Source organism: Halorubrum sp. Atlit-8R (genome assembly GCF_003666025.1).
Taxonomy (GTDB): domain Archaea; phylum Halobacteriota; class Halobacteria; order Halobacteriales; family Haloferacaceae; genus Halorubrum; species Halorubrum salinarum.
Genome location: NZ_QPLV01000001.1, coordinates 550604 through 576043, shown reverse-complemented (window position 1 = coordinate 576043; position 25440 = coordinate 550604). Strand labels below are relative to the sequence as shown.

Sequence of the window (25440 nt, the reverse complement as noted above, 5' to 3'; positions counted from 1 at the left end):
GCCCATAGCACATGGCTGCGGATTTCAACTGGGCTGTCGGCGGGGAGGCCGGCGACGGCATCGACTCGACGGGAAAGATCTTCGCACAGGCGCTTTCCCGCGCGGGTCGGCACGTGTTCACGTCGAAGGACTTCGCATCGCGGATCCGAGGCGGGTACACCGCCTACAAGGTGCGGACCTCCGTCGACAAGGTACAGAGCGTCGTTGACCGGCTCGACGTGCTCATCGCGTTGACGCCCCGGACGATCGAGGAGAACCTCGACGAGCTCCACGAGGGGTCGGTGATCATCTACGACGGCGAGCGGACGACGATGCAGGACGTCGAGATCCCCGAGGGGATGATCGGCCTCGACGTGCCGCTCAAGAGCCTGGCCGAGGAGGCCGGCGGGGCGATCATGCGGAACGTCGTCGCGCTCGGCGCCGCCTGCGAGGTGGCGGAGTTCCCCATCGAGAACCTCGACTCGGCGCTGGAAAAGCGGTTCAAGGACAAGGGACAGAAGCTCGTCGACAACAACAAGGAGGCGGCCCGCGCGGGGCAGTCGTACGTCGCCGAGGAGTACGACCACGAGTTCGACTACTCGCTGGAGACCACCGACGAGGACTACGTCCTCCTCAACGGCGACGAGGCGATCGGCATGGGCGCCATCGCGGCCGGCTGCCGCTTCTACGCCGGCTACCCGATCACGCCCGCGACCGACGTGATGACGTACCTCACCGGCCGCATCGAGCGGTACGGCGGCCACGTCGTCCAGGCGGAAGACGAGCTGTCGGCGATCAACATGGCGCTCGGCGCGGCCCGCGGCGGCGCCCGCGCGATGACGGCGACCTCCGGGCCGGGGATCGACCTGATGACCGAGACGTTCGGGCTCATCGCCACCTCGGAGACGCCGCTCGTCATCTGTAACGTGATGCGCTCGGGCCCCTCGACGGGGATGCCGACGAAACAGGAGCAGGGCGACTTGAATCAGATGCTGTACGGCGGCCACGGCGAGGTGCCGCGGTTCGTCCTCGCGCCGACCACCATCGACGAGTGCTTCTGGAAGACGGTCGAGGCGTTCAACCTCGCCGAGAAGTACCAGGTCCCCGTCTACCTCACCGCCGACCTCTCGATGGCGGTCACCGAGCAGACGTTCTCCCCGGACACCTTCGACATGGACGAGGTGGAGGTCGACCGCGGGAACGTCGTCGACGAGACGACGATCGACGACCACATGAGCGAGTCGGGCGGCTTCCAGCCCCACGAGATCACCGACGACGGGATCTCGCCGCGGGCGTTCCCCGGCACGGCCGACGGCGCGCACATGTCCACCGGCCTCGAACACGACGAGCAGGGCCGCCGGACCGAGGACACCGACATGCGCGTCGCGCAGGTCGACAAGCGCAACCGGAAGGTGGAGACGGCCCGCGAGCGCGAGGACTGGAGCCCGCGCGAGTTCGGCGACGCGGACGCCGACGACCTCGTCATCACCTGGGGGTCGAACGAGGGCGCGCTCGCCGAGGCGGTCGACATCCTCGACGAGGAGGGCCAGGACGTGCGGGTCCTCTCGGTCCCGTACATCTTCCCGCGGCCGGACCTCTCGGAGGACGTGGCGGCGGCCGAGACGACGGTCGTCGTCGAGTGTAACGAGCAGGGGCAGTTCGCGGACCTCGTCGAGCACGACGTGCTCGAACGGGTCGACCGCGTGAACAAGTACAACGGCGTGCGGTTCAAGGCCGACGAACTCGCAGCGGAGATCAAGTCGACCCTCGAAGCGGGGGTGGAGGCGTAACCAATGAGCTCAGACATTCGATTCACCGACTTCAAGTCCGACAAGCAGCCGACGTGGTGCCCGGGATGCGGCGACTTCGGGACGATGAACGGGATGATGAAGGCGCTCGCGGAGACGGGGAACGACCCCGACAACACCTTCGTCGTCGCCGGCATCGGCTGTTCCGGGAAGATCGGCACGTACATGCACAGCTACGCGCTCCACGGCGTTCACGGGCGCGCGCTCCCCGTCGGGACCGGCGTCAAGATGGCCCGGCCCGACATCGAAGTGATGGTCGCCGGCGGCGACGGCGACGGCTACTCCATCGGCGCGGGCCACTTCGTCCACGCCGTCCGGCGCAACGTCGACATGACGTACGTCGTGATGGACAACCGCATCTACGGGCTGACGAAGGGCCAGGCCTCCCCGACCTCCCGCGAGGACTTCGAGACGTCGACGAGCCCCGAAGGGCCGAAACAGCCCCCGGTGAACCCGCACGCGCTGGCGCTCGCCTCGGGCGCGACGTTCATCGCGCAGTCGTTCTCCTCGGACGCGCTCCGCCACCAGGAGATCATCCAGGAGGCCATCGAGCACGACGGGTTCGGTTTCGTCAACGTCTACTCGCCGTGCGTCACCTTCAACGACGTCGACACCTACGACTACTTCCGCGACTCGCTGGTCGACCTGAAGGAGGCGGACCACGACCCGACCGACCGCGAGGCGGCGAAGGACGTCATCCTCGACAACGAGAAGGAACACCAGGGCGTCATCTACAAGGACGAGTCGTCGGTGCCGTACCACGAGCAGCACGGCGTCGACGAGGACATGTCCGTGCTCCCGGACGGCGCCCCCGAGGGCGCGACGGACCTCGTCCGCGAGTTCTACTGAACCGGACCGCGGGCCCGCCGCCGGGGCCCGGATCGACCCTCGCGCAAAGGGTCCTACTCCGCTCGCGCTCGGAGGGTCGGAGCCGACCGCGAACGCCCGCCGAACCCGCCCGCATTCCGACCTCTCTCGACGGCCAAAACCGGGCGAACGAGGGGGTTCGCACGTATTTTCCGTCGGGTTTCAGCAAGCCTAATTAGGAGGGTCCGCAACTGGCGTGTATGGTTGATCGCTACGACGTCGCTATCGCCGGCGCCGGGCCGGCGGGCGCGCAGTGCGCCCGCGACCTGGCGACGCGCGACTACGACGTCGTCGTCTTAGAGACGGAGTCGGAAGACGAGTTCCCGCGACAGAGCAACAAGTCGACCGCCGGCACGTTCCCGTCGATGATGTCCTCGTTCGGGATCCCCGACGACGTCGTGATGTCCTACACCGACGACGTGGTGCTGGAGTCGCCCAACGAGTACTACGAGAGCTACCAGCCCGGAGCGGTGTTGGAGTTCGCCGACTTCAAGCGGTTCCTCGTCGAGGACGGCCGCGAGAACGGCGCCGAGTACCGCTTCGACGCGCGCGTCTCCCGGCCGATCCTCGACGACGACGGCGTCATCGAGGGGGTGCGGTACAACGGCGACGAGGAGGTGTACGCCGACGTGGTGATCGACGCGACCGGCCCGGCCGCGCCGCTCGCGAGCGCGCTCGACGTCGTCGACCTCGAACGCGAGAACCAGGCGATCGGCATCGAGTACGAGATGGAGGGCGTCGAGATGAACCACCCGGAGTACGCGGACCTCCGACGGGCGATGATGCTCCGCCTGGACCACGACATCGCGCCGGGCGGCTACTCGTGGATCTTCGCGACCGGCGAGGACACCGCGAAGGTCGGCATCTGTTACATCCAGAACGACCGCCACCGCGAGTTCGCCGAGGCGGGCAAGACCGTCGACGGCTACCTCGACGACTGGGTGAGCCGCGACCCGCGGTTCGCCGACGCCGAGCGCATCGACGGGAAGGTCCACCGCGGCTCCGCGCACATCCAGATGCCCGACGAGATGCACACGGACCGCTTCCTCGCGATCGGGGACACCGTGCCGACCATCGACCCGCTGTGGGGCGAGGGGATCCACAAGGGCATGAAGTCCGCCCGCGCCGCGGCGGCCACCGTTGACCGGTGTCTCACGGACTCGGAGCGTCGCCTCGACGCCGAGAGCCTCGCGGTGTACGAGCGGCTGTGGCACCGCGACGTGGCCCCGCGGATGAAGGCGCGGCTGATGCTCACGCGGCTGCTGTACCTCGCGCCCAACGAGCGCTACGACCGGTTCATGCGCGACCTCAAGGAGGCGGAGGAGAACACCCTCGAACGGGCGAACCAGGGCGACAAGCGCGCGATGGCGAAGCTGCTTCACCTCGACGACATCCCGCTGCTCACGAAGTTCGCCCGCGAGCGACTCGACGTCTGAGACGCCGTCAAGGGGTCTGCGACGGCGTCGAAGCGTCCGTGACGCTGAAAGAGAGAAAGCGCGTCGGGCGACGGACCGCGTCGGTCGCGGTCGCTATCGCTCGTCGATGGGGACGAACTCGGCGTCCTCGGGGCCGGTGTACCGAGCGCGCGGACGGATGAGGCGGTTGTCCTCCTGGTACTCGGCGACGTGGGCGATCCACCCGCCGACCCGGCTCATCGCGAAGATGGGCGTGTACATGTCGAGCGGGATGCCGAGCGAGTCGTAGACGGAGCCGGAGTAGAAGTCGACGTTCGGGGCGATCCCCTTCTCGACGAGCCCCTGGTCGGTGAGGTACTCCTCGATGGCGGTGGTGTAGTCGAGCCACTTCGTGTCGCCGGACGACTCGGCGAGGTCGCGGAGCTTCTCTTCGAGGATCTTCGCGCGGGGGTCTTTCACCTTGTAGACGCGGTGCCCGAACCCGGGGATGCGCCCGCCGTCGTCCTGCCGGTCTTTCACCCACTGGACGGGGTCCTTCGCGGAGGCGTCGATCTCGTGGAGCACCTCCATCACGTCCTGGTTGGCCCCGCCGTGGAGGGGACCGGAGAGCGCGCCGATGCCGCCGGTGACGCCGGAGTAGACGTCGGCCATCGTCGAGCCGATCACCATCGCGGTGAACGTGGAGGCGTTGAGCCCGTGGTCGGCGTGGAGCGTGAGCGCCATGTCGAACGTCTCCTCGCTCACGGCGTCGGGCTCGGTCCCGGTGAGCATGTAGAGGAAGTTCCCGGCGTGCGAGAGGTCCGGGTCGGGGGCGACCGGCTCCTCGCCCTGACGGACGCGCTCGAACGCGGCGAGGACCGTCGGGATCTTCGCCGTGATCCGGCGGCCCTGACGGAGGGTGGCCTCGCCGTCGTCGTCGCCCTCGGCGTCGGGGTCGTACGCCGACAGCATCGACGCGGCGGTCCGGAGCGCGGCCATCGGCCGCTCGCCGGCGTCCGCGAGCGCGCGGACCGTCTCGATGACGTCGTCGTTCACCTCGCGCTCCGCCGCGAGGTCGGCGGCGAACGAGTCGAGCTCCGCGGCGCTGGGGAGCGAGCCGTGCCACAGCAGGTACAGCACCTCCTCGTAGCTCGCGCCGCGCGCGAGGTCCTCGATGTCGTACCCCCGATACACGAGCTTTCCGACCTCGCCGTCGACGTAGCTCAGATCCGACTCCGCGACGAGGACGCCCTCGAGCCCGCGTTTTAACTCATCTGCCATACCCCGAGTTGTCAAGGCCGTCAAAAAAGCGTTATCTTTCAGGAGGGATACGTTACGACGATCGTGGTACCCCGCCGCGTCGTCCGACGGCGTGACAGCGTTCGGAAACGTCCGGCTCGCGGCGCGACCGACCGGGGACGGTCCCCGCTTACCGCGCCGGAACGACCGTCACCGTGCGGTTCCGGTCGATCGCGTCCTCCAGCTCCTCGGCGATGGCGGAGCCCCGGGAGACCTGGACCTCGCCGCCGCGGCCGACGGTGGCGGTGAAGAGGTACTCGCCGTCGGCGCGCACCTCCACCGTCTCGCCGACGCCGTCGTCGACGTCGATGACGACGTGGCGCGAGGTGATCTCCGGCGCGACCACCGTCCCGCGCTCGGCGCCGACCTGCCCGTCGCCGCGGCCGTTGTCGGCGGCGCCGCCCGGTGCGCCCGGGCCCGACCCGCCGGGCTTCTCGTCGTGCGTCCGGACGTCGATGTCGATCCCGAGCCGGCTCTCGATGTCGGCGATGCGGCCGCCGCCCTTCCCGATCACGGTGCCGATGTCGCCCTCGGTGACGTAGACGACCGCCTCGTCGTCGCCGTTGAGCTCCACGTCGACGTGGCCGTGCGCGACCGACTTGATCTCGCGTTCGATCTCTTTCTTCGCGATGCGGCCGACGCCGGAGTCGCCGTCCGCCTCGCCGCCGTCCTCGTTCAGCGGCACCGTGACGACCTGGCGGTTGAACGTGTAGATCTCGTACTCGGGGCGGCCCGTCTCGAAGTTCGACACCTGGATGACCGGGCGGGCGAGGTCCTCGGCCGTGAGCCCGGCGGGCACCTTCACCTCGGTGGTCACGTCGTAGACGGTGTGGACCTCGCCGGCCTCGATGTAGACGACGGTGTCGACGATCTGGGGGATCATCCCGAGCTCGACGCGGCCGACGAGCCGCTGGAGCGCGTCGATAGCGCGGGAGGCGTGGACGACGCCGACCATCCCGACGCCGGCCATCCGCATGTCCGAGAACACCTCGAAGTCGTTCGTCTTCCGGACCTCGTCGTAGATGGTGTAGTCGGGGCGGACTAAGAGGAGCGAGTCGGCGGTGTTCTCCATCGCGCCGCCGAGCGCGCCGTACTGCGTGATCTCCGGGCCGACCTGGAGGTCGCGCGGCTTCTCCATCGTCTTCACCGCGTAGTCGCTGTCGTTCAGGAACTCGGCGACCGCCTGCGCGAACGTCGACTTCCCCGCCCCGGGCGACCCGGAGATGAGCACGCCGCGCTTGCGCTCTCGGAACCGCTCGCGGAGCTCGTCGGCGAACTCGTAGTCGTCGAGGCTCGTCTTGGCGATCGGTCTGACCGCGGTGATCTCGATGCCGTCGGCGAACGGCGGCCGGGCGACCGCGATCCGGTAGTTGCGGAACTGGACGATGTCCATCCCGTCGTCCGAGAGCTCGATGAAGCCCTCGTTCGACTGGCGGGCCAGATCGACGATCGAGTTGGCCCACTCGCGCATCTGGGCCTCCTCGCTCGGCTCGTCGGCGATCTCGACGTAGCGCATCTCGCCGAGGCTCCCGCGCTTCGCCTTCGGGACGGTCCCCGTCTTGAGGTGGACCGACATCGTCTCGTCGGTGAAGAAGTCCTGGATCGGGAGCTCGTCAACGACGCCGCGGGCGACCGGCTCGACGTACTCGACGTCGAGCCCCTTCGCGCGGGCGACCTCGGCCTGGACCACGTCGCTCGACAGTAGCGTCGCGTCGTGGTCGGCGGCCAGGTCGCGGATCAGCGCGTCCACGTCGCCCTCGTGGGCGTTCGAGCGGGCGTCGCCGCTCGCGCGCTCGCCGACGTACCGCAGCTCGATCCGGCCGCCGTCGGCGTAGTCGGCGAGCCGCTTCAGCTCGCTCAGCCCGTCCCAGCCCGATTCGAGCCCGTCGTTCGCCTGCGACTCGAGCTCGCCGACGACCGCCTCCGGGACGAACACGGTGACCGACTCGTAGGTCCCGTCCGCGACGCGTTCGGACACGCGGCCGTCGACGACCGCGCTCGTGTCCGGTACTACGTTCATACCGAGGTTCGGGACGGGAACCGTATAAGGGTGTTCGACCGGGGGCCGCGCCGGCGACGGGCGGAAGGGACCGACCGCGGCCGCCCGTCCGGCTCAGTCGTCCGCGGCGGCCCGCTCCGCTCGCTCGGCCGCCAGCCGCTCGGCGTAGGCGGTGAAGTTCTCGAACAGCGCCTTCGCCTCGCAGGCGGCGTCGTACGCCTCGGGGGTGATCGACTCCAGGACGGCGTCGACGCGCGCGTCGCCGATCTGGTCGCGCTTGCCGTCCGTCACGTCGCGGGCGGTCTCGGCGTCGTACTCGGGGTGGAACTGGACGCCCCAGCAGTGCCCGTCGCGGAACGCGTGGACGCCGCGGTCGTTCTCGGCCAGCAGCGTGGCGGACGGCGGCAGTTCGACCACCGCGTCGCCGTGGGTCGTGAAGGCCGTGAACGTCTCGCCGATCCCCTTGAACAGCGGGTCGTCGCGCACCTGCCGGATCTCGTTGTAGCCGATCTCGAAGCCGTCCATCCCGGCGACGCGGCCGCCGAGCGCCTCCGCGAGCACCTGGTGGCCGTAACAGACGCCGAGGACCGGGACGCCGGCGTCGGCGGCCTCGGCGACGTAGTCGACGAGCGGCGGGATCCACGCCTCGTCCCAGTAGACCGACGAGCGCGATCCGGTCACGACGACGCCGTCGAACTCGGTGTGGTCGGGGAGGTCGCCGTCGACGGCGTCGAACTCGACGAGGTCGGCGTCGATCTCGCGGCGGAAGTTCCGACGGGTGTTCGCGCCGTCGTGGGCGGCGTTCAACAGGGCGAACCGGAGGCGGGTCATCGACCGAACGGAGAGCCGAGAGTCACAAAACGGTTGCGGCGCCGGACGTGCCGGCCGCCGACGTTGACGTGCCCGCGCCGCCCGCACCGCGGCGTTCGCCTGCCGCCCTACGCGAACGGGTCGCCCGCGTGTTCGGCGAGCCACCCGACGAGGAGGTCGTTGACGGCGGCCGACGCCTCGACGCCGACGAGGTGTCGGGCGCCCTCGATCGAGTGGAACTCCCCGCGCGGGAGCCCCTCGGCGAGCGTCTCGCCGGCCGTGACCGGGCAGGCGGTGTCGTCGGTGCCGTGGACGACCAACGCCGGCGTCGTCACCTCGAAGAGGCCGTCGGTCAGGTCGAACCCCTCGACCGCGGCGCGGTGGACCGCGTACGTCTCGCGGTCGGCGTCCTCGGCGAGGCGCCACTCCGCGATCCGCGAGACCGCGTCCGGGTGCGCCTGCCGGAAGTCGGGCGAGAGCAGCCCGGAGAGCGACCCCTCGACCGCGGCCGGGTCGCCCGGGTCGGCCCAGACGCCGGCGGGGTTGTACGCGTCGCCCGCGGGCGGCGTCCCGATCAGGGCGAGGCTCGCCGGCCGCGAGGAGGCCAGCGCCGCCGTCAGCGCGACCATCCCGCCGAGGCCGTAGCCGACGAGGTGGGCGTTGCGGATCCCCTCGGCCGCACAGACCGCGTCGAGGTCGGCCGCGAGCGCCTCGACCCCGTAGGGGCCGGGCGGGGCGTCCGACCGGCCGACGCCGCGCGTCTCGGGCGTGATCGCCGTGTGCGGCCCCGCCAGCGCGGCGTGTTGCCAGCCGAACTGCCACGCGCCGAGGCCGACGTCGCCGCAGAACACCACCGCCTCGTCGGGGTCGCCCGCGTCGGGCGCGTCGACCTCGTAGCGGATCTCGACGCCGGCGTTGGTCGCGTGGGGCATGGGGTGTCCGTGCGGGCCGTCAGGCCTCCTGGAGGTTGCGGAGGACGTCCGGCGCCGCGTCGAGCGCGTCGTCCAGCGCGTCCGCGTCCGGACCGCCGCCCTGCGCGAAGTCCGGCGGGCCGCCGCCCCCGCCGCCCACGCGGCCGGCGAGCTCCGAGACGACCTGTCCGGCGTTCACGTCGACGCCGTCCGGAACGCCGACGACGAAGCTCGCGGAGCCGTCGGCGCCGCTGCCGATCACCGCGACCTTCCCGTCGTCGACGTGGGCGTTCGCGGTCGCGCGCAGCTCGTCGGCGTCGCCGTCGAGCCGCTGGATCACCGCCGTCGTCCCGGCGACCTCGACCTCCTCGGCGTCGGCGCCGCCCGACGCGCGCGCGGTCGCCAGCTCCTCTTTGAGCGACTCGATCTCTTTCCCCCGCGCCTTCCACTCCTCGAAGAAGCGCTCGGCGGTGTCGGGCACGTCGAGGGGGTCGACGTCTAACACCTCGGCCGCGTCGTACAGCGCGTCCTCGGTGCGCTGGGTCGCCTCGACCGCCGCGGCGCCGGCCGCGAAGGCGATCCGCTCGACGCCGTCCTGGACGGGCTCCGTCTTCAGCACCTTCACGGCGCCGATCTCGCCGGTCCGGTCGACGTGGGTGCCCGCGCAGGCCTGGACGTCGGCGTCGCCGACGTGGATCAGGCGAATGTTCGTTCCCGGCGGGACGCCGCCCTGGTACAGGTCGAAGCCGTGCTCGGCCTCGGCCTCGTTGCGGTCGGGCCACTCCTGCCGGACGGGCACGTCGTCCCGGATCAGCTCGTTCGCGACGCGCTCGATCGCCTTCACGTCCTCGCGGGTGATGCGCTCGAAGTGGCGCACGTCGAGCCGCGCCGAGTCCGTGCCCTTCTGGGCGCCCGCTTGCCGGACGTGGTCGCCGAGCACCTGCCGGGCGGCGTGGCCGATGAGGTGCGTCGCGGTGTGGTGCGCGCGGAGCCGCTCGCGGCGGTCGCCGTCGACCTGTCCCGTGACGAATTCGCCCTTGCCGGGGTCCGCGTCCGCGCGGTGGAGGACGACCCCGTCGACCTCCTGGACGTCGGTGACGTCGACGGTGGTCTCGCCGACCGTCAGCTGGCCCCTGTCGGCCGGCTGGCCGCCGCCCTCGGGGTAGAACATCGTCTGGTCCAAGACCACGTCGTACCCCTCCTCGGCGTCGAGCACGTCGAGGACGACCGCCTCGAACTCGGTCCGGCCTTGGTCGTCGTAGAACAGCTTCTCCGTCTCGGGGAGGTCGGCGAGCCGCTCGTCGCGCTCGTCGGCCGCCGCCGCGGCGTCGCCCTCCTCGTGCCGGTCGGCGACGAGCGCGTAGAAGTCGTCGGGCACGTCGACGGTCGCGCCGCGCTCGTCGGCGATGTCGGCGACCATGTCGGGCTGGATCCCGTGGGAGTCGTACAGCTCCAGCAGCTCCTCGGTCGGGATCGGCTCGCCGGTGCCGGCGTACTCGTCGGCGAGCTGTTCGACCTTCCGGGCGCCGCGCTCCAAGGTCCGCTCGTACTTGCGCTCCTCGCTGCGGACGATCTCGCGGATCGTGTCGCGGTTCCCGTAGCCGAGCCGGTCGGCCTGCATGTCGACCAGCTCGTCGAGGGGCGCGTCGACGCCCACCTCGTCGACGAGCCGCTTCATCCGGCGCAACACCATGCGGGCGAGGTAGCCCGTGCCGACGTTCGAGGGGACGATCTCGTCGCCGAACATGTACGCGAGCGTCCGCGAGTGGTCGGCGATCGCGTAGATCGCTTCGAGCGGCTCCACCAGCTCGCGCAGCCGGTCGACGTCGACGTCGAGCCGGTCGGCGATCTCGCCGCGGGCCGCCTCCACGTCGTCCACGTCGTCGATGTCGAGCCGGCCGGAGAGCTTCGCGGCGCGGTGGACGATCTCGCGTTCCGCCTCGGTGTGTTCGATCCCGGCGTTGTCCTTCAGGAACTCGATGGCGTCGGGGTAGACGGCCTCGTACACCGTCGCGGTCCCCTGGCTCATCCAGGTCCACCGCTCTAACCCGTACCCGGTGTCGACGATGTACGTGTCCATGAACGAGTACGTGTTCCCGTCTTTCATCTCGTAGTCGCCGTCGGGGTCCTGCTCCATACACATGAAGACGAGCGTCGCCAGCTCGGCGCCCTTGTAGATGACCTCGATGGCGGGGCCGGCGTTGCCGCCGCCGACCCACGGGTCCTCGATGTAGGTTATCTCCTCGAGGTTCGCCCCGAGGCTCTCGAACAGCTCGTCGCAGTACCGGACCGTCTCGTCTTTCCAGTACACCTCGCCGTGGTAGGCGTACTCGTCTTCCTCGACCTCCTCGCGCGTGTTGAACGCGTGGTGGGCCATCATCTCGAACGCCATCGTGTGACGGCCCGTCTTGCCGACGTTGTCGATGTCCTGCATCCGGATACAGGGCTGTGAGATGGTGAGGGGGTTCGCCGGCGGCGGCGTCTGCCCGGAGGTGACGAGCGGCTGGAAGTCGTAGATGGACGCCTGGGTCAGGAGGACGTCGTCGCGCCAGCGGTTGGCGGCGACCGGGTACGGGTCGATCCGCTCGTGGCCGTGCTCCTCGAAAAAGGAGAGGAACGCCTCGCGCATCTCCGACAGCGACCGGGCCTCCGGGAAGCCGGGGTCGTCGATGAAGCTGTAGTCCTCACAGGGCGGCTCGCCGCAGAGTTCTCGCTCCGCGTCGCGGGTCCAGAAGTGCGCGCCACAGGAGGGACACTCCTTGCGCTCGAACCCCTCCTCCTCGAAGTAATCGAGACGGTACTCCGCTTCGAGATCGCTCATTACACGAACGTGGCCCGTGTTGCTCCAAAAGGGTTCCGGGGTCGCTCGTCGGCCGCGACGCGTCGTTCGCCGCCGACGGGCCGGCCTCGATCGACGGCGCTCGGACGGAGCGCCGCGGGTCGATCTCGCGGACCGCCGAGAAGGCCGCGTTGCGGGCCGAAACGGGCGGCCACGCCGGATTTGGCTGACCGGTAAGAAGATTTATACTCTCGGCGGTACCTATTACGTACAATTGTGACTTCTGCGCTGGGCGAGCGCGCATCGGTTCTCGTCCTCGGCGGCGCCTCGGGACTCGCCGACGACCTCGAGGCACGCCTCGGCGCCGACGCCCCCGGCGGCGACGACGACGAGGCGGTCGAAGCCTACACTGCCGATGCGGCTACCGTCGACGGCTCGCGTATCGCCGGGGCCGACGTGACGGTCGTCGCCGACGAGGCGGGACTCGAACGGGTCCGGTCCGCCGACCGCGTCGGCTCCGTCGTCGCCTTCGTCGACGATCCGGCCGGCCGGGTCGCGACCGACCCGCTCGTGGACGCGGTCGCGCGGACGCCGGCGTCGCTCTCGGAGACGGTGTCGTGGCTGCTCGCCCGGGAGCGGCGGTCCGTCGTCCGGGCGGACCCGACGCGGACCCCGTCGCGGATCGAACAGCTCAACGCCGGGATGACGGAGCTCGCGGCCGTCAGGTCGGTCGACGAGGCGTACCGGGCCGCCATCGCCGTCGCCGAACTGGTGTTCCCGGAGTACCAGGCCGTGGTCGCGGTTCGCGACGGCGAGTGGGTCGAGCCCGTGGTCACCTCTAGCGGGACGCCCGTCGAGGACTGCAACCGGGTCCGCGTCGGGACCGGCGTGGCGGGGCAGGCGGTCCAGACCGGCGACGTCTCCATCGCGCCGAACCCGAACCCCGAGAGCCAGTACGACACGCTGCTCACCGTTCCGGTGGGCGAGGACGTGGTCTTCCAGCTCGCGACCGACGCGAGCGACGACGCCGACGAGTTCGACGACGCCGACCGCCGGCTGGCGGAGCTGCTCGGCTCCCACCTCGAAGAGACCCTCGACCGGATCGACGCCACCGAGACGCTCAGGGCCGAGCGTGACCGCCTGCTCGCGCTGTTCACGAACGTGCCGGACCCCGCCATCGCCTACGACTACACCGACGGCGACCCGGTCGTCCGACAGGTGAACGAGGCGTTCGAGGCGACGTTCGGATACGACCCGGACACGGTGATCGGCGAGTCCATCGACGACTACATCGTTCCCCCGGAGGCCGACGCGGAGGCGGAGGAGCTCAACGAGCAGCTCCAGCGCGGCGAGAACGTCCGGCGGGAGGTCACGCGGCTCACCGCCGACGGGCCGCGACACTTCATCCTCCACGTCATCCCGATCCACCTCGACGCCGCGAACGCGGCCGGGTACGCCATCTACACCGACGTCACCGACCGGCGCGAGCGCGAGGAGACGCTGCGGCGACAGAACGAGCGGCTCGACGAGTTCGCCTCCATCGTCTCCCACGACCTCCGGAACCCGCTGTCGGTCGCGGACGGGTACGTCGACCTCGCCCGGGAGACGGGCGACGTGGACCACCTCGACAGGGTCGCGGACGCCATCGGGCGCATGGACGAGCTCGTCGAAGACCTCCTGTCGCTGGCCAGGGAGGGGCGGTCGGTGGGCGAGACGGAGCCGGTCTCGCTGGCCGCGGTCGCGCGCGAGGCCTGGGAGGGCGTCGACACGGACGTCACGACGCTGACGGTCGAGTCCGACGCGACCCTGGAGGCGAACCCCACGCGGCTGCGCGAACTGTTCGAGAACGTCTTCCGGAACAGCGTCGAACACGGCCGCGACGCCCCCGACGAGCCGCTCTCGGTCCGGGTCGGGGCGGGTACCTTCGAGGGGGACGACGGGAGCCCCGCGAGCGGCTTCTACGTCGAGGACGACGGCGCCGGGCTCCCGGAGGCGGACCGCGAGCGCGTGTTCGAGAGCGGGTTCACGACCGACGAGTCGGGAACGGGGCTCGGGCTCGCAATCAGCGAGCGCATCGCCGAGGCGCACGGCTGGACCGTCGAGGCGACGACCGGCGCGGACGGCGGCGCGCGGTTCGAGTTCCGCACCGGCTGAGCGGCGCCGGGCGCGCGGCGGTCCGAAACGACCTTACGCCGCGCGCGAGGGGATCACGGTATGGTCGAGAACGTCGTCTACCCTGCCTACTTCGACGCCGAGCTGTCCCGCTCGGAGGGGCGCCGCGTCCCGACGGATCTGGCGGTCGAAGCGCCGACCGTCGACGAGATAGCGAAGGCCGTCCAGCAGGTCGGCTACGACGCGGTCGTCGAGCGCGACGCGACGTACTCCCGGGAGTTCGAGGCCCGCGGGTACGTGGCGGTCCAGGGCACCGATGACACCGCGAAGAACGACCTCGTCCAGGCGATCGCCGCGTACCTCGGCGTGCTCCGGGAGTAACCGTGCGGCGCGTCGGTACCGTCGTCCGCACCGCCGGCGGGCTCGCGATCGCCCGCGGCGACGCCGGCGCCGATCCCCCGCGGATCGGCGCGAGCGTCGTCGACGAGTCGCTCTCGACGGTCGGCCGCGTCGTCGACGTGTTCGGGCCGGTCGATCGCCCCTACGTGGCCGTCACGCCCGGCGACGGCGTCGGGCTCCCCGACCTCGTCGGCGGGAAGCTGTACGCGCGGTAGCGCCCGCGCGGCGCTATGCCTCCGTCGCGTCGGTCACGTCGAAGTCCGCGAGCGTCTTGTCCGTGCGAGCGATCCGCTCCGCGACCAGCAGCTTCTCCCGGCGTTCCAGCCGGTCCCAGTCGAGTTCCGAGGGCGGCGACGCCTCGAACGACTCGAACCGCTCGATCACCGCCTCGTTCGCGAACCGCTCGAACGACCCGCAGCTCGGACAGGTCATCGAGAGGTGAGAGGTGTCGAACGAGCGCGTGACGGTCTCGTCGAGGCAGTTCAGACACCGGTAGGTGCGAGTCCGGGACACGACCGTACGGAGGGGCCGAACGGACGAGTATCTGTGGGCGCCGGCGCGCGGGTCGCCGATCGAAAGCCGCCGCGTCGGTCCGACGCCGCGACGGTCGGCGCCGTCGCTAGGGCGTGAGACGCGTCGAAAAAAGCGGGTCCGCGGCCGCTCTAGAACAGCGCCGACGCCGCCGCCTCGGCCGTCTCGATGACGGGGCCGAAGCCGGGCAGGAGCAGCACCGTCGCGACCGCCGCGAAGACGACCGCGGCGTACAGCGCCGTCGGCCGCACGTCGATCGCGTCGAGCGCGCTCGGCGACTCGGGGTCGTCGAGGAACAGCGCCTTCACGACCCGGCTGTAGTAGTACAGCGAGACGACGCTGTTGACCGCGCCGAGGCCGGCCAGCCACAGGAAGCCGTTGTCGATGGCCGCCTGGAACAGGAAGTACTTCGAGAAGAACCCGGCGAACGGCGGGAGCCCCGCGAGCGAGAACATGAACACGGCCATCGCGACGGAGGCGACCGGCGCGCGCCGCCAGAGCCCCGCGTAGTCCGCGAAGGTCCGGCCGACGCCCCACCGCTCCGCCATCGCGACGAAGAGGAACGCGCCGGTGTTCATGAACCCGTAGACGAGCAGGTGCGCCATCGCGGCGCCCATGACCGTGCCGTTGGCGGGCCCGTCGACCGTGAGCGCGGCGACGCCGATGAGCGCGTACCCGGCGTGCCCGATGGAGGAGTACGCGAGCATCCGCTTGACCTCCTCCTGGACCGCGGCCGCGAAGTTACCGAGCGTCATCGTGACGGCCGCGAGGACCGCGAAGGCGAGCATCCAGTCGACGTTCGCGGACACCGCCATCTCCAGCGGGAACGCCTCGGTGAACACGCGGAACGCGACGACGAACCCGGCGGCCTTCGAGGCCGACGAGAGGAACGCGCTCACCGGCGCGGGCGCACCCTCGTACGCCTCCGGCGCCCAGAAGTGGAACGGGACGGAGGCGGTCTTGAACGCGACCCCGCCGATCATCATGACGACGCCGACGCCGAGCACGCCGGCCAGGCCCTCGATCGACGCCGACGCGATGTCGGCGAGGATGAGCGACCCGGTCGCGGCGTACACGAGCGAGATGCCGAACAGGAACACCGCCGACGAGAGCGCCCCGACGAGGAAGTACTTCAGCCCCGCCTCGACGCTGCCGCGGTCCTGCTTGAGGTACGCGACGAGCACGTACGACGGGAGCGACACCATCTCTAAGGCGACGAACACGACCGCGAGCGAGTTCGCGACCGCGAGCAGCGCCATCCCGGTCGCCGCGAACGTCACGAGCGAGTAGAACGCCGCCGGGTTGGCGTGGTCGTGGAAGTAGTCGTGCGCGGCGACTAACACCAGCGCGGTCACCGACGCGAAGATGGCGGTGAAGAACAGCGCCAGCGTGTCCACCTTCACCGCGTCGGCGAACAGCAGCACCGCGCCGCCGTCGGGGCTCACGCCGCCGCTGGCGGTGAGCCAGACGGTGGCCGCGAGCGCGGCGAGCGACCCGACTGCGCCGACGACCGCCATCGACGTGTTCGAGCGCGCGTCCGGTCGAATCGTGTCGACCAGCAGCAGCGCGAGACCGGTGACGGCCAACAGCAGCGCCGGCAGCAGCGCCGTCACGGCGGGCAGTCCGTTAACCATCGATCGTCACCCCCTCGACGACCGGCAGGGCAGCGTCACGGATCATCTCGAAGAAGATGTCGGGCGCGACGCCCAGCACGATGATCGCCACCAAAAGCACCGCGAGCGGGGCGACGTCGTGGAACGCCGCGGGCCCGACGTCGTAGTCGGTCTCCAGTTCGAAGGGACCGAACAGCGTGCTCTGCATCGCCGACAGCAGGTAGCCGGCGACGATGACGATACCGAACATCGCGAGCGCCGTGAACACCGGGGCGTACGGGAGCGCCGGCGCGGACAGCGAGCCGACGAAGATGAAGAACTCGCCGGCGAAGCCGGCCATCAGCGGGAGCCCCATGTAGCCGAAGGCGCCGGCGACGAGGATGCCGACGGTGACCGGCATCCGGTCGGCCATGCCGGCCATGTCGCCGACCATCCGGGTGTGGGTCGCGTTGTAGATGACGCCGACCGCCATGAACATCAGCCCCGAGATGAGGCCGTGCGCGACCATCTGGAACGTCGCCCCGCCGATCCCGTACTCGGTGAAGACGATGAGCCCGAGGATGACATAGCCCATCGACGAGACGGACGAGTAGGCGACGATCCGCTTGAGGTCCTTCTGTGCGAGCGCCAGCATCGCGCCGTAGATGACGCTGACCACGGCGATCGCCGCGATCGGGACCGCGAGCATCGACGCCTGCTCGGGGAGCATCGTGAAGTTGAACCGGAGCAGCGCGTACGTCCCCATCTTCAGGAGGACGCCCGCCAGGAGCACCGACGCGGGGGTCGGCGCCTGAACGTGGGCGTCCGGCAGCCACGTGTGGAACGGCACGATCGGGACCTTCACCGCGAACCCGAGGAACATCGCGAGGAACGCGACCATCGCGATGCGGTCGGCCGGGATGCCGAACCAGGCGCTCAGGTCGCCCGCGGCGATCGCCTGCGCGATCTCCGGCAGGGCGAACGACGACACCGAGTCGCCGAGCGCGAACACGAGGCTCATGAAGCCGATGAACATCAGCAGCGACGCCGCGTTCGTGTAGACGAAGAACTTGATCGCGGCGTACTTGCGGCGCGGTCCGCCCCAGATCCCGATGAGGAAGTACATCGGGACCAGCACGGCCTCCCAGAAGACGAACCACAGGAAGAAGTCGAGCGCGGCGAAGACGCCGAGCAGGTTCGCCTCCATGAACAGCATGAGCCCGTAGAACTGGCTCTGTCGCGTGTCGACGGGCGTCCACGCGCTGAGGATCGCCAGCGGCACGAGGAACGTCGTGAGCACGAACAGCGGGAGGCTGATCCCGTCGAGCCCGACGAACCACGAGACGGTGCGGCCACCGACCTCGAGCCACTCTATCTGGGTCGCGTACGCGATCTCGCCGCCGAGCAGCGCGTTGCCGCCGGCCTCGAAGCCGGACCAGAGGTAGAGGCTGCCGACGAACGGGATCAGGCTGATCGCGAACGCCAGCCGGCCGGCCCACTCGTCGGGCGCGAGGAACACCGTCAGCGCGCCGACGAACGCGGCCGCCATGAGCGCTTCGAGTATCACAGGAACCACCCCCCGGTCGCGCCGAGCACGAGCAACAGCGCGACGAGTCCGAAGGTGAGCAGCGCGGCGTACTGCGAGACGACCCCCGACTGGAGCTTGCGGATCCGGCCGCCGCCGGTCAGGCTCACCGAGGAGACGCCGTTCACGACGCCGTCGATGATCCCCTGGTCGAAGGTGTTCGCGCCGCCCGCGACGTCTTCCGTCCGATACGCGAGCCAGACCTGCAGTTCGTCGAGGTAGTAGTTGTTGTACAGCACGTCTTTGATCCCGCCGAGTTTGGCGGTGTGTTCCGTCGGCGACGGCACGTTGTACAGCCGCCAGGCGAGTCCGAGTCCGAGCAGCGCGAGGCCGAGCGAGACGGCCGCGCCGACGAGGACGGTCCCGGCCTCACCGCCGACGAGGTACGCGCTGCTGTACGGACCGATGTCGGCGTAGTGGTGCGAGGAGAGCCCCTCGATGCCGCCCCACTCGTTGTCGAGCCAGCGGTGGAGGAGGTCGATGCCCTCGAGGCCGAGCACCTTCTGGACCGGGACCATGTTGATGAAGCCGGTGACGACCGCGAGCGAGCCGAGCACCGTCAGCGGCCCCTTCACGTTCCACCGGACGGACTCGGGGTCGCGGGCGGTGTCGCTGCGGGGCTCGCCGTGGAACGTCAGGAACACCATCCGGAAGGTGTAGAACGCGGTGACCGGCACCGCGAGCAGCCCCATCAGGTAGCCGCCGAGCAGCAGCGGGTCGTTGAGCCCGTGGACGAGCGCCTCGTAGAGGATCTCGTCTTTCGACCAGAAGCCGGCGAACGGGAAGATGCCCGCCAGCGCCAGCGAGCCGGCGAGGAACGTGTAGTAGGTGACGGGGAGCTTCGACTTCAGCCCGCCCATGTCCCACATGTCCTCGTTGTGGTGCATCGCGATGATGACCGACCCGGCGCCGAGGAACAGCAGCGCCTTGAAGAAGGCGTGGGTGGTCAGGTGGAAGACGGCGGCCACGTACCCGCCCGCGCCGAGCGCGAGCATCATGTAGCCGTACTGCGAGATGGTCGAGTACGCGAGCACCTGCTTCAGCTCGTCTTTCACGAGCCCCATCGTCGCCGCGAACAGGGCCGTGAAGCCGCCGACGAAGGCGATGACGGCCATCGTCGTCGGCGTCAGCACGTAGAACCCGTACATCCGCGCGACGAGGTAGACGCCGGCCGCGACCATCGTCGCGGCGTGGATGAGCGCGGAGACGGGCGTCGGGCCCTCCATCGCGTCGGGGAGCCACGTGTGGAGCGGGAACTGCGCCGACTTCCCGACGACGCCGCCGAGCACGAGCAGGCCGACGACCGTGAACCACGTCTGGACCCCGACTCCGCCGGGGGTCCACACGACCTCACCGGCCTCGGCCAGCGCCGGGAACGACTCGGGGCCGGCGAACTGCGCCGTGCCGAAGGTGGCGAACACCGCGACGACGCCGACGAGGAAGAAGTAGTCACCGAAGCGGGTGACGAGGAACGCCTTCTTCGCGGCCGACGGCGGACCCGGCTCCCGGAAGTGGAAGCCGATGAGCAGGTACGAGCAGAGCCCGACCAGCTCGAAGAACATGAACGCCATCAGCAGGTTGTCGGCGACGACGAAGCCGAGCATCGACGCCGTGAAGAGGCCGAGCCCGGCGTAGTAGCGCGGCAGCCCGGTCTCGCCCTCGTCGTTCATGTAGCCGAGCGAGAACACGTGGACGAGCAGCGCCACGAGGGTCACGATGACCAGCATGAGCGCCGACAGCGGGTCGATCAGGACGCCGAACGTGAGTTCGACGTCCGTCGGGCCGATGCCCGCGCCGCCCTCGCTCGCCCAGTGGTACAGCGTCTCGTTGTACGCCCGTCCGCCCGCGACGGTCGCGGCGACCCAGATCGACAGCAGGAACGAGCCGGCCGTCGCCGCGATGCCGCCGAAGGCGCCGCCCTTCGGGAGGTACCTGCCCGCGCCGAGCGCAACCAGGAACGAGAAGAACGGGAGGAGTACGATCGCCGGAACGTATGCGAATGCGTTCACCATCTTACCACCTCATCTCCGCGGGAACAGTCACGTCGGTCGTGCCGAAGTTGCGGTATAACACGAGTATGATGCCGATACCGATCGCGACCTCGGCGGCGGCGAGCGCGATGACGAACAGCGCGAACACCTGCCCCGTGAGGTCGCCGTAGTACAGCGCGAACGCGACGAAGTTGATGTTGGCCGCGTTCATCATGAGCTCGACGCTCATGAGGAAGTACAGCGCGCTCCGCCGCGTCAACACGCCGAACAGGCCGATACAGAAGATGGCCGACGCCAACAGCAGGTACCACGACGGCGGGATCGAGGACGCGAGCGCCGTCATCGGCGGTCACCCCCGTCGCGTCCGCCGTCGGTGAACGCCTGCCCGACCGCCGCGACGACCGAGCCGTCCTCCTCGCGCTTGGCCAGGTAGACGGCGCCGTCGACCGCCACGTCGAGCGCGACCGCGGCGATCAGGAACGCCGCGAGGAACCCCTCGGACGGCACCGCGCCGAGGTCGTACTCGGCGAGGTTGAACAGGGCGTACCCGATGTTGTGGACGACCGAGGCGTCGGCCGGGAAGCCGACCTCCTCGAAGCCGAACGTCGCCCCGTTGACGGTCGCGGCCAACACCGCGAACAGTCCGCCCACGGCGATCGCGGGCGCGATCCGGGAGCCGCGGCTCTCGTCGCTGCTCACGCGCTACTCACCTCCGTTTCTGAATCCGATCGCGTGAGCATCACGGCGAACGTGACCAGGATGAGGACCCCGCCGACGTAGACGAGGATCTGCATGGCGGCGATAAACTCCGCCCGCAGCATCACGTAGTGCACCGCGACGCTCGTGAGGGCTCCGCCCAGAAGCAGCGCGGCGTGGAACACGTCGCGCGCCAGGACGACCCCGAGGGCGAACGCCAGCGTGACCGCGGCGAACAGCCCGAACGCGATGGTAGCATAAACCATTGTGTTTGTCTCCTATGAGAACCCCTTTGAAGATTTCGAGACGTGCCCGCTACTGGTAGTCGACCTCGCCGTCGCCCTCCCCGATCCACGCGCCGCGATCGGGGTTGCGGGACTCCAGCGGGTCGATTCCCTTGTACCACGGGACGTTCTTGAGCTGTTCTTTGTTGAACACGAAGTCGTCCTTCGTGTCCGCCGTGAACTCGAAGTTCTGGGTCAGCAGGATGGCGTCGACGGGGCAGACCTCCTCGCAGAGCCGGCAGTAGATGCACTGCCCGATGTGGAGGTTGTACTGCTCGCCGTTGCGCTGGTCGTCCTGAACGATCTGGATCGTGTCGTTCGGACAGACGTTCTCGCACTGCCGACACCAGATACACCGCTCCTGGCTGAACTTGTGGACCCCGCGGAACCGCGGGCTCACCTCGGGCGCGTCCTCCGGGTATTCCACCGTGAAGGTCGACCCGTCCAGCGCGTGTTTCATCGTCGTCGCCATCGATTTCATGAGTCCGATCATATCAGGCGATCACCCCCACGATTACGGCCGTGAGCACCAGGTTCGCGAACGACAGCACCAGCATTCCCTTCCAGCCGATCTCGATCAGCTGGTCGATACGGACGCGCGGCAGCGCCGCGCGGGCCCACTGCGTGAACAGGAAGAAGCCCCAGATCTTCACCACGAACCAGATGAAGCCGATGCTCTCCGGGCCCGGACCGGACGCCCCGCCGAGGAACGTCACGGCGAGGATCGCGCCGCCCAGGAAGATGTGGACGAACTCCCCGAGGTAGAACAGGACGAAGTACGCCGAGGAGTACTCGGTCTGGTACCCCGCGACGATCTCCGTCGGCGCCTCGGGGATGTCGAACGGGTTCCGGCCGATCTCGGCCATGTTCGCGGTGAGAAACAGCACGAACGCGAACGGGTTGACGAACGCGTACCACGACGGGATCGAGACCCCGGCGATCGTCACGAGCGTCTCCGTCTGCGCGCCGACGACGCCGCTCATCTGGAGCGTGCCGGCGAAGATCACGACCGACATCGCCGTGACGATGAGCGGGATCTCGTACGCGAGGTTCTGCGCGACCGCGCGGAGCCCGCCGAGCAGCGAGTACTTGTTGTTCGACGCGTAGCCGGCCATCACCAGCGAGACGGACGCGATCGACGCGAACGCGAACACCAGCGCGAACCCGACCTCGGGGTCCGCGAGGTGGAGGTTGATCGGGCCGAGCTGCCCCATCGGGATGACGGAGAAGCCGAGGAGCGCCGACGCCGGCAGGAGGATCGGCGCGATGTCCCACGAGGGGCGGTCGACGCCCTCGGGGATGATGAGCTCCTTCGCGAGGAGCTGGACCGCGGCCGCCGGGATGATGAGCAGCCCGTAGGGACCGATCCGGTCGACCGCGATCCGGTCGGTGAACGCGGCCGTGATCTTCCGTTTCGCCCACGGGCCCGCGACGCCCGTGAACGCGAGGATGATGTTCCCGACGACGAACGCGGCGACGAGCGAGGCCGCGACGTCGCCGATCACGCTGTCGAGACCGAGCGTGTCGGTGATGAACTCGGGGAACAGCTGCGCGGGCGCCGTGCCCATCAGCGGTCCACCTCCCCGAGAACGACGTCGAGGCTACCGAGCGCGGCGATCACGTCGGGGATGTACTCCCCGTTCGCCATCTCCGGCAGCGTCTGGAGGTTCGAGAAGCACGGCGACCGGATCTTGAACCGGGCGGGCTTGTCCGTCCCGTCCGAGCGGATGTAGATTCCGAGCTCGCCCTTGGCGCCCTCGACGGCGCGGTAGATCTCCGTGTCGTCGTCCGGGCGCAGCGTGCGCGGCACGTTCGCCTGGATCGTCCGCTCGTCTTCCGGCCAGTCTTCGAGCAGGTCGACGCACTGCTCGATGATCTTCGCGGACTCCTCGACCTCGCGCATCCGGACGAGCAGGCGGCTGAAGTTGTCGCAGCCGTCCTCGGTCACCACGTCCCAGTCGAGCTCGTCGTAGTAGCCGTACGGGTCGTCGCGGCGCAGGTCGTAGTCGACGCCCGAGCCGCGGGCGACGGGACCGGTCGCGCCGTAGTTCTTCGCGACCTCCGGCGGCAGGATGCCGGTGTCGATGGTCCGCATCTGGAACACCTCGTTCGAGGTGATCAGGTTGTGGTACTCCTCGATCGACTCCGGCAGCTGGTCGAGGAAGTCGCGGGTCTTCGAGAAGAACTCCTCGCGGGGCTCGGGCAGGTCCCAGACGACCCCGCCGAGGCGGAAGTAGTTGAACATCAACCGCTGGCCCGTCAGGTCCTCAAGGAGGTTCTGGACGCGCTCACGGTCGTTGATGGCGTACATGAACGTCGCCGTGAAGTCGCCGTTGATGTCGAGCGCGAACGTCGCCAGGGCGAGCATGTGCGCCGCGATCCGGCACATCTCGGCGCCCATCGTCCGGATGACCTGCGCGTACTCGGGCACCTCGATGTCAGCGAGGTCCTCGGCCGCGCGGGCGTACGCCCACTCGTTGAGCAGCCCCGCCGAGATGTAGTCCCAGCGGTCCGGGTACGGCATGATCTGGTGGCGGTACGTCCCGGACTGCGCCATCTGCTCCTCGCTGCGGTGGAGGTAGCCGATGTCCGGCTCGACGTCGGCGACCTGCTCGCCGTCGAGGACCGTCTTCAGGTGGAGGACGCCGTGGGTCGCCGGGTGGTGCGGCCCGATGTTGAGGAACATCGTGTCGGACTCGGCGTCCTTGTGGTGGTCCTCCAGCGGGTTCGCGTGCTCCGGCAGCGTCGCGATCTGCGGCCGGTCCTTGTCGTAGTCCATCGACAGGGGGTGGCCCTGCCAGGTCTCCGGGAGGAGGATCCGGCGCAGGTCGGGGTGGTCGTCGTACTCGATCCCGATGAGGTCGTACGCCTCCCGCTCGTGCCAGTCGGCGGTGCGGAAGACGGGCTCGCCGGACTCGGAGACGGGGTTGTCCTTGTCGGCGGGGACGACGACGCTGACCTCCTGGGTCGGGTCGTCGTACTTCTTCAGGTGGTAGATCGACTCGTAGCGGTTCTCGTACTCCTGTGCGGAGACGACGGAGAGGTGGTCGTACCCCGCCTGCTCTTTCAGGGTCCGAAGCGTCTCCTGGACGGTGTCCGGGCGGATGACGAAGCCGGGCGCGTTCAGGTGGTCGTCGCGGTCGACGACGAGGTCGCCGAGCAGCGCCTCCAGCTCGTCGGGCGTCCGCTCGACGGCGCCGTCGTCGACGGTGTCTGGTCGTTCGAGGCTCATGGCGAATCAGCGAAGTTGTACCGCATGACGAGCTCGTCGTCGTCGATCTGGTCGGCCAGCTTGTCGACGAGTTCGTCGCGTTCGAGGTCCGAGAACTCCTCCAGCTCGTACGGCTTGACCGTGACGGGCGCGGCCTCGCCGTTGGCGACGCGCTCCTGTAGCTTCACGACGCCGTAGACGAGCGCCTCGGGGCGGGGCGGGCAGCCGGGGACGTGGATGTCGATCGGGATGACCTCCTCGGCGCCTTTGATCACGTTGTACCCCTCCTGGAACGGGCCGCCGGAGATGGTACACGAGCCCATGCCGACGACGAACTTCGGCTCGGGCATCTGGTCGTAGACGCGCTTCATCCGCGGGGCGAACTTGGAGACGATCGTCCCGGGGACGATCATCACGTCGGCCTGGCGCGGCGAGGCGCGGGGGACGCCCGACCCGAAGCGGTCGAGGTCGTGTTTCACCGCGTAGGTGTGCATCATCTCGATGCTACAGCAGGCGATGCCGAACTGCAGCATGAACATCGAGGATCCCCGACACCAGTTCAGGAACTTGTCGAACTTGGTGAGGATGAACGGCGAGGAGCCGAACGCCTCACGCAGGCGGGAGTTGAACCGGTCTCCCTGCCCGGTCATCCGGGCGTCTCGGGTCTCGGTTACGACTTGCGAATCGTCGGTGATAAACGGTTGATCGCTGCTCATTAGTTGAGGTCCTCCGTCGTCTTTCTGCTGGTCGCGCGGGGGCTGCGGGCCCAGCTGATCGCCCCCGACCGCCACGCCCAGACGAGTCCGACGGCCAAGATTCCGACGAACGCCAACATCGGCCACAGCAGGTCGGCCATCGGCACGCCGGCCTGGACGGCCGGACGGTAGATGACCGCCCACGGGAACAGCAACACGGTCTCGATGTCGAACACGACGAACAACAACGCGACCATGTAGTACTGGATGTTGAACCGGATCCGCGTCCCGCCCGTCGGGGTCTCGCCGGACTCGTAGGTGGTACTTTTACCGGTCTCAGGCACGCTCGGACGGAGCAGCGCCGACACTGTCATCATCCCTATCGGGATGAGCAGGCCGACGGCCGCCAAGGCGCCAATCGCTATCCAATCGCTCATATAGGTCTCCGTAACGTGCTGGCGTTTGGACCGCCCCCTCATAAGCGTTGAGTCTTGTGCG

The 25440-nt window shown here is 69.3% G+C and carries 23 protein-coding genes; 6 read left to right on the top strand and 17 right to left on the bottom strand.

What is annotated here, in order from left to right; translation table 11 throughout:
• Positions 1-11: 11 nt before the first annotated feature.
• The 3 genes from DVK05_RS02745 (at position 12) to DVK05_RS02735 (ending at position 4090) form a co-directional block, all read left to right on the top strand.
• Positions 12-1769: a 2-oxoacid:acceptor oxidoreductase subunit alpha gene (locus DVK05_RS02745; protein ID WP_121561885.1), complete on the top strand. Its 1758-nt coding sequence runs from the start codon at positions 12-14 to the stop codon at positions 1767-1769.
• A gap of 3 nt (positions 1770-1772) precedes the next feature.
• Positions 1773-2636 carry a 2-oxoacid:ferredoxin oxidoreductase subunit beta gene (locus DVK05_RS02740; protein ID WP_121561884.1) on the top strand — a complete coding sequence of 288 codons (864 nt, stop codon included), beginning with the start codon at positions 1773-1775 and terminating at the stop codon, positions 2634-2636.
• A 218-nt stretch (positions 2637-2854) separates the two neighbouring features.
• Entirely contained in the window at positions 2855-4090 is a 1236-nt protein-coding gene (locus DVK05_RS02735) for a digeranylgeranylglycerophospholipid reductase (RefSeq protein ID WP_121561883.1), read from the top strand.
• Between the two features lie 93 nt (positions 4091-4183).
• Here the strand turns inward: DVK05_RS02735 and citZ are convergent, their stop codons facing one another.
• The 5 genes from citZ to alaS form a co-directional block, all read right to left on the bottom strand.
• Entirely contained in the window at positions 4184-5329 is a 1146-nt protein-coding gene (citZ, locus tag DVK05_RS02730) for a citrate synthase (RefSeq protein WP_121561882.1), read from the bottom strand.
• A gap of 148 nt (positions 5330-5477) precedes the next feature.
• The gene (locus DVK05_RS02725; protein ID WP_121561881.1) at positions 5478-7367 is read right to left on the bottom strand and encodes a PINc/VapC family ATPase; all 1890 of its coding nucleotides are present in this window, start codon (positions 7365-7367) and stop codon (positions 5478-5480) included.
• Positions 7368-7460: 93 nt separating this feature from the next.
• On the bottom strand, positions 7461-8177 hold the full coding sequence (locus tag DVK05_RS02720) for a type 1 glutamine amidotransferase (protein WP_121561880.1): 717 nt from the start codon (positions 8175-8177) through the stop codon (positions 7461-7463).
• A 107-nt stretch (positions 8178-8284) separates the two neighbouring features.
• Positions 8285-9088 (bottom strand): alpha/beta fold hydrolase, encoded by an 804-nt coding sequence (locus DVK05_RS02715; protein ID WP_121561879.1) that lies wholly within the window; start codon positions 9086-9088, stop codon positions 8285-8287.
• Between the two features lie 19 nt (positions 9089-9107).
• Complete coding sequence (gene alaS, locus DVK05_RS02710) at positions 9108-11888, bottom strand: alanine--tRNA ligase (protein ID WP_121561878.1); 2781 nt, start codon at positions 11886-11888, stop codon at positions 9108-9110.
• A gap of 234 nt (positions 11889-12122) precedes the next feature.
• On the opposite strand from alaS, the gene DVK05_RS02705 reads away from it, so the two are divergent.
• From DVK05_RS02705 to DVK05_RS02695, 3 genes are read left to right on the top strand one after another with little or no spacing between them, the layout of a single operon-like run.
• Entirely contained in the window at positions 12123-14000 is a 1878-nt protein-coding gene (locus DVK05_RS02705) for a PAS domain-containing sensor histidine kinase (protein ID WP_121561877.1), read from the top strand.
• A 60-nt stretch (positions 14001-14060) separates the two neighbouring features.
• Positions 14061-14339 carry a signal recognition particle subunit SRP19 gene (gene srp19 / locus DVK05_RS02700; RefSeq protein ID WP_053771557.1) on the top strand — a complete coding sequence of 93 codons (279 nt, stop codon included), beginning with the start codon at positions 14061-14063 and terminating at the stop codon, positions 14337-14339.
• Between the two features lie 2 nt (positions 14340-14341).
• Positions 14342-14572, top strand: coding sequence for an H/ACA ribonucleoprotein complex subunit GAR1 (locus DVK05_RS02695; RefSeq protein ID WP_121561876.1), 231 nt, complete (start codon positions 14342-14344; stop codon positions 14570-14572).
• 13 nt (positions 14573-14585) lie between these two features.
• Here DVK05_RS02695 and DVK05_RS02690 read toward each other — a convergent pair whose 3' ends face one another.
• The 12 genes from DVK05_RS02690 to DVK05_RS02635 all read right to left on the bottom strand — a co-directional run bounded on the left by DVK05_RS02690 (position 14586) and on the right by DVK05_RS02635 (position 25379).
• Positions 14586-14870 (bottom strand): hypothetical protein, encoded by a 285-nt coding sequence (locus DVK05_RS02690; RefSeq protein ID WP_121561875.1) that lies wholly within the window; start codon positions 14868-14870, stop codon positions 14586-14588.
• A gap of 149 nt (positions 14871-15019) precedes the next feature.
• Positions 15020-16522 (bottom strand): NADH-quinone oxidoreductase subunit N, encoded by a 1503-nt coding sequence (locus tag DVK05_RS02685; protein ID WP_121561874.1) that lies wholly within the window; start codon positions 16520-16522, stop codon positions 15020-15022.
• Positions 16515-18029 (bottom strand): NuoM family protein, encoded by a 1515-nt coding sequence (locus tag DVK05_RS02680; protein WP_121562443.1) that lies wholly within the window; start codon positions 18027-18029, stop codon positions 16515-16517. The genes DVK05_RS02685 and DVK05_RS02680 overlap by 8 nt, the downstream gene beginning before the upstream one ends.
• Positions 18030-18043: 14 nt before the next feature.
• Positions 18044-20077, bottom strand: coding sequence for an NADH-quinone oxidoreductase subunit L (nuoL, locus tag DVK05_RS02675; protein WP_121561873.1), 2034 nt, complete (start codon positions 20075-20077; stop codon positions 18044-18046).
• A gap of 1 nt (position 20078) precedes the next feature.
• Positions 20079-20399 carry an NADH-quinone oxidoreductase subunit NuoK gene (gene nuoK / locus DVK05_RS02670; RefSeq protein WP_053771562.1) on the bottom strand — a complete coding sequence of 107 codons (321 nt, stop codon included), beginning with the start codon at positions 20397-20399 and terminating at the stop codon, positions 20079-20081.
• Entirely contained in the window at positions 20396-20755 is a 360-nt protein-coding gene (locus tag DVK05_RS02665; protein ID WP_053771563.1) for a hypothetical protein, read from the bottom strand. The genes nuoK and DVK05_RS02665 overlap by 4 nt, the downstream gene beginning before the upstream one ends.
• Complete coding sequence (locus DVK05_RS02660; protein WP_017342604.1) at positions 20752-21018, bottom strand: NADH-quinone oxidoreductase subunit J; 267 nt, start codon at positions 21016-21018, stop codon at positions 20752-20754. Before DVK05_RS02660 ends, DVK05_RS02665 begins: the two co-directional genes overlap by 4 nt.
• 49 nt (positions 21019-21067) lie before the next feature.
• Positions 21068-21529 (bottom strand): NADH-quinone oxidoreductase subunit I, encoded by a 462-nt coding sequence (locus tag DVK05_RS02655; RefSeq protein ID WP_004596401.1) that lies wholly within the window; start codon positions 21527-21529, stop codon positions 21068-21070.
• A 1-nt stretch (position 21530) separates the two neighbouring features.
• On the bottom strand, positions 21531-22604 hold the full coding sequence (locus DVK05_RS02650; protein WP_121561872.1) for a complex I subunit 1 family protein: 1074 nt from the start codon (positions 22602-22604) through the stop codon (positions 21531-21533).
• A complete protein-coding gene (locus tag DVK05_RS02645; RefSeq protein ID WP_121561871.1) occupies positions 22604-24268 on the bottom strand; it encodes an NADH-quinone oxidoreductase subunit D in 1665 nt (554 codons plus the stop codon). The genes DVK05_RS02650 and DVK05_RS02645 overlap by 1 nt, the downstream gene beginning before the upstream one ends.
• Positions 24265-24963: an NADH-quinone oxidoreductase subunit B gene (locus DVK05_RS02640; RefSeq protein ID WP_053771566.1), complete on the bottom strand. Its 699-nt coding sequence runs from the start codon at positions 24961-24963 to the stop codon at positions 24265-24267. The genes DVK05_RS02645 and DVK05_RS02640 overlap by 4 nt, the downstream gene beginning before the upstream one ends.
• Positions 24963-25379 carry an NADH-quinone oxidoreductase subunit A gene (locus tag DVK05_RS02635; protein WP_121562442.1) on the bottom strand — a complete coding sequence of 139 codons (417 nt, stop codon included), beginning with the start codon at positions 25377-25379 and terminating at the stop codon, positions 24963-24965. Before DVK05_RS02635 ends, DVK05_RS02640 begins: the two co-directional genes overlap by 1 nt.
• Positions 25380-25440: the final 61 nt, after the last annotated feature.

What these genes read in the sequence shown, in the direction of transcription:
- DVK05_RS02715 (WP_121561879.1), bottom strand. Translation starts at nt 9,088, where the DNA reads ATGCCCCACGCGACCAACGCCGGCGTCGAGATCCGCTACGAGGTCGAC.
- DVK05_RS02685 (WP_121561874.1), bottom strand. Translation starts at nt 16,522, where the DNA reads ATGGTTAACGGACTGCCCGCCGTGACGGCGCTGCTGCCGGCGCTGCTG.
- DVK05_RS02640 (WP_053771566.1), bottom strand. Translation starts at nt 24,963, where the DNA reads ATGAGCAGCGATCAACCGTTTATCACCGACGATTCGCAAGTCGTAACC.
- citZ (WP_121561882.1), bottom strand. Translation starts at nt 5,329, where the DNA reads ATGGCAGATGAGTTAAAACGCGGGCTCGAGGGCGTCCTCGTCGCGGAG.
- DVK05_RS02720 (WP_121561880.1), bottom strand. Translation starts at nt 8,177, where the DNA reads ATGACCCGCCTCCGGTTCGCCCTGTTGAACGCCGCCCACGACGGCGCG.
- DVK05_RS02680 (WP_121562443.1), bottom strand. Translation starts at nt 18,029, where the DNA reads ATGGCGGCCGCGTTCGTCGGCGCGCTGACGGTGTTCCTCGCGCCCGAC.
- DVK05_RS02745 (WP_121561885.1), top strand. Translation starts at nt 12, where the DNA reads ATGGCTGCGGATTTCAACTGGGCTGTCGGCGGGGAGGCCGGCGACGGC.
- DVK05_RS02645 (WP_121561871.1), bottom strand. Translation starts at nt 24,268, where the DNA reads ATGAGCCTCGAACGACCAGACACCGTCGACGACGGCGCCGTCGAGCGG.
- alaS (WP_121561878.1), bottom strand. Translation starts at nt 11,888, where the DNA reads ATGAGCGATCTCGAAGCGGAGTACCGTCTCGATTACTTCGAGGAGGAG.
- srp19 (WP_053771557.1), top strand. Translation starts at nt 14,061, where the DNA reads ATGGTCGAGAACGTCGTCTACCCTGCCTACTTCGACGCCGAGCTGTCC.
- DVK05_RS02635 (WP_121562442.1), bottom strand. Translation starts at nt 25,379, where the DNA reads ATGAGCGATTGGATAGCGATTGGCGCCTTGGCGGCCGTCGGCCTGCTC.
- DVK05_RS02740 (WP_121561884.1), top strand. Translation starts at nt 1,773, where the DNA reads ATGAGCTCAGACATTCGATTCACCGACTTCAAGTCCGACAAGCAGCCG.
- DVK05_RS02735 (WP_121561883.1), top strand. Translation starts at nt 2,855, where the DNA reads ATGGTTGATCGCTACGACGTCGCTATCGCCGGCGCCGGGCCGGCGGGC.
- DVK05_RS02725 (WP_121561881.1), bottom strand. Translation starts at nt 7,367, where the DNA reads ATGAACGTAGTACCGGACACGAGCGCGGTCGTCGACGGCCGCGTGTCC.
- DVK05_RS02650 (WP_121561872.1), bottom strand. Translation starts at nt 22,604, where the DNA reads ATGGGCACGGCGCCCGCGCAGCTGTTCCCCGAGTTCATCACCGACACG.
- DVK05_RS02655 (WP_004596401.1), bottom strand. Translation starts at nt 21,529, where the DNA reads ATGATCGGACTCATGAAATCGATGGCGACGACGATGAAACACGCGCTG.
- nuoL (WP_121561873.1), bottom strand. Translation starts at nt 20,077, where the DNA reads ATGGTGAACGCATTCGCATACGTTCCGGCGATCGTACTCCTCCCGTTC.
- DVK05_RS02660 (WP_017342604.1), bottom strand. Translation starts at nt 21,018, where the DNA reads ATGGTTTATGCTACCATCGCGTTCGGGCTGTTCGCCGCGGTCACGCTG.
- nuoK (WP_053771562.1), bottom strand. Translation starts at nt 20,399, where the DNA reads ATGACGGCGCTCGCGTCCTCGATCCCGCCGTCGTGGTACCTGCTGTTG.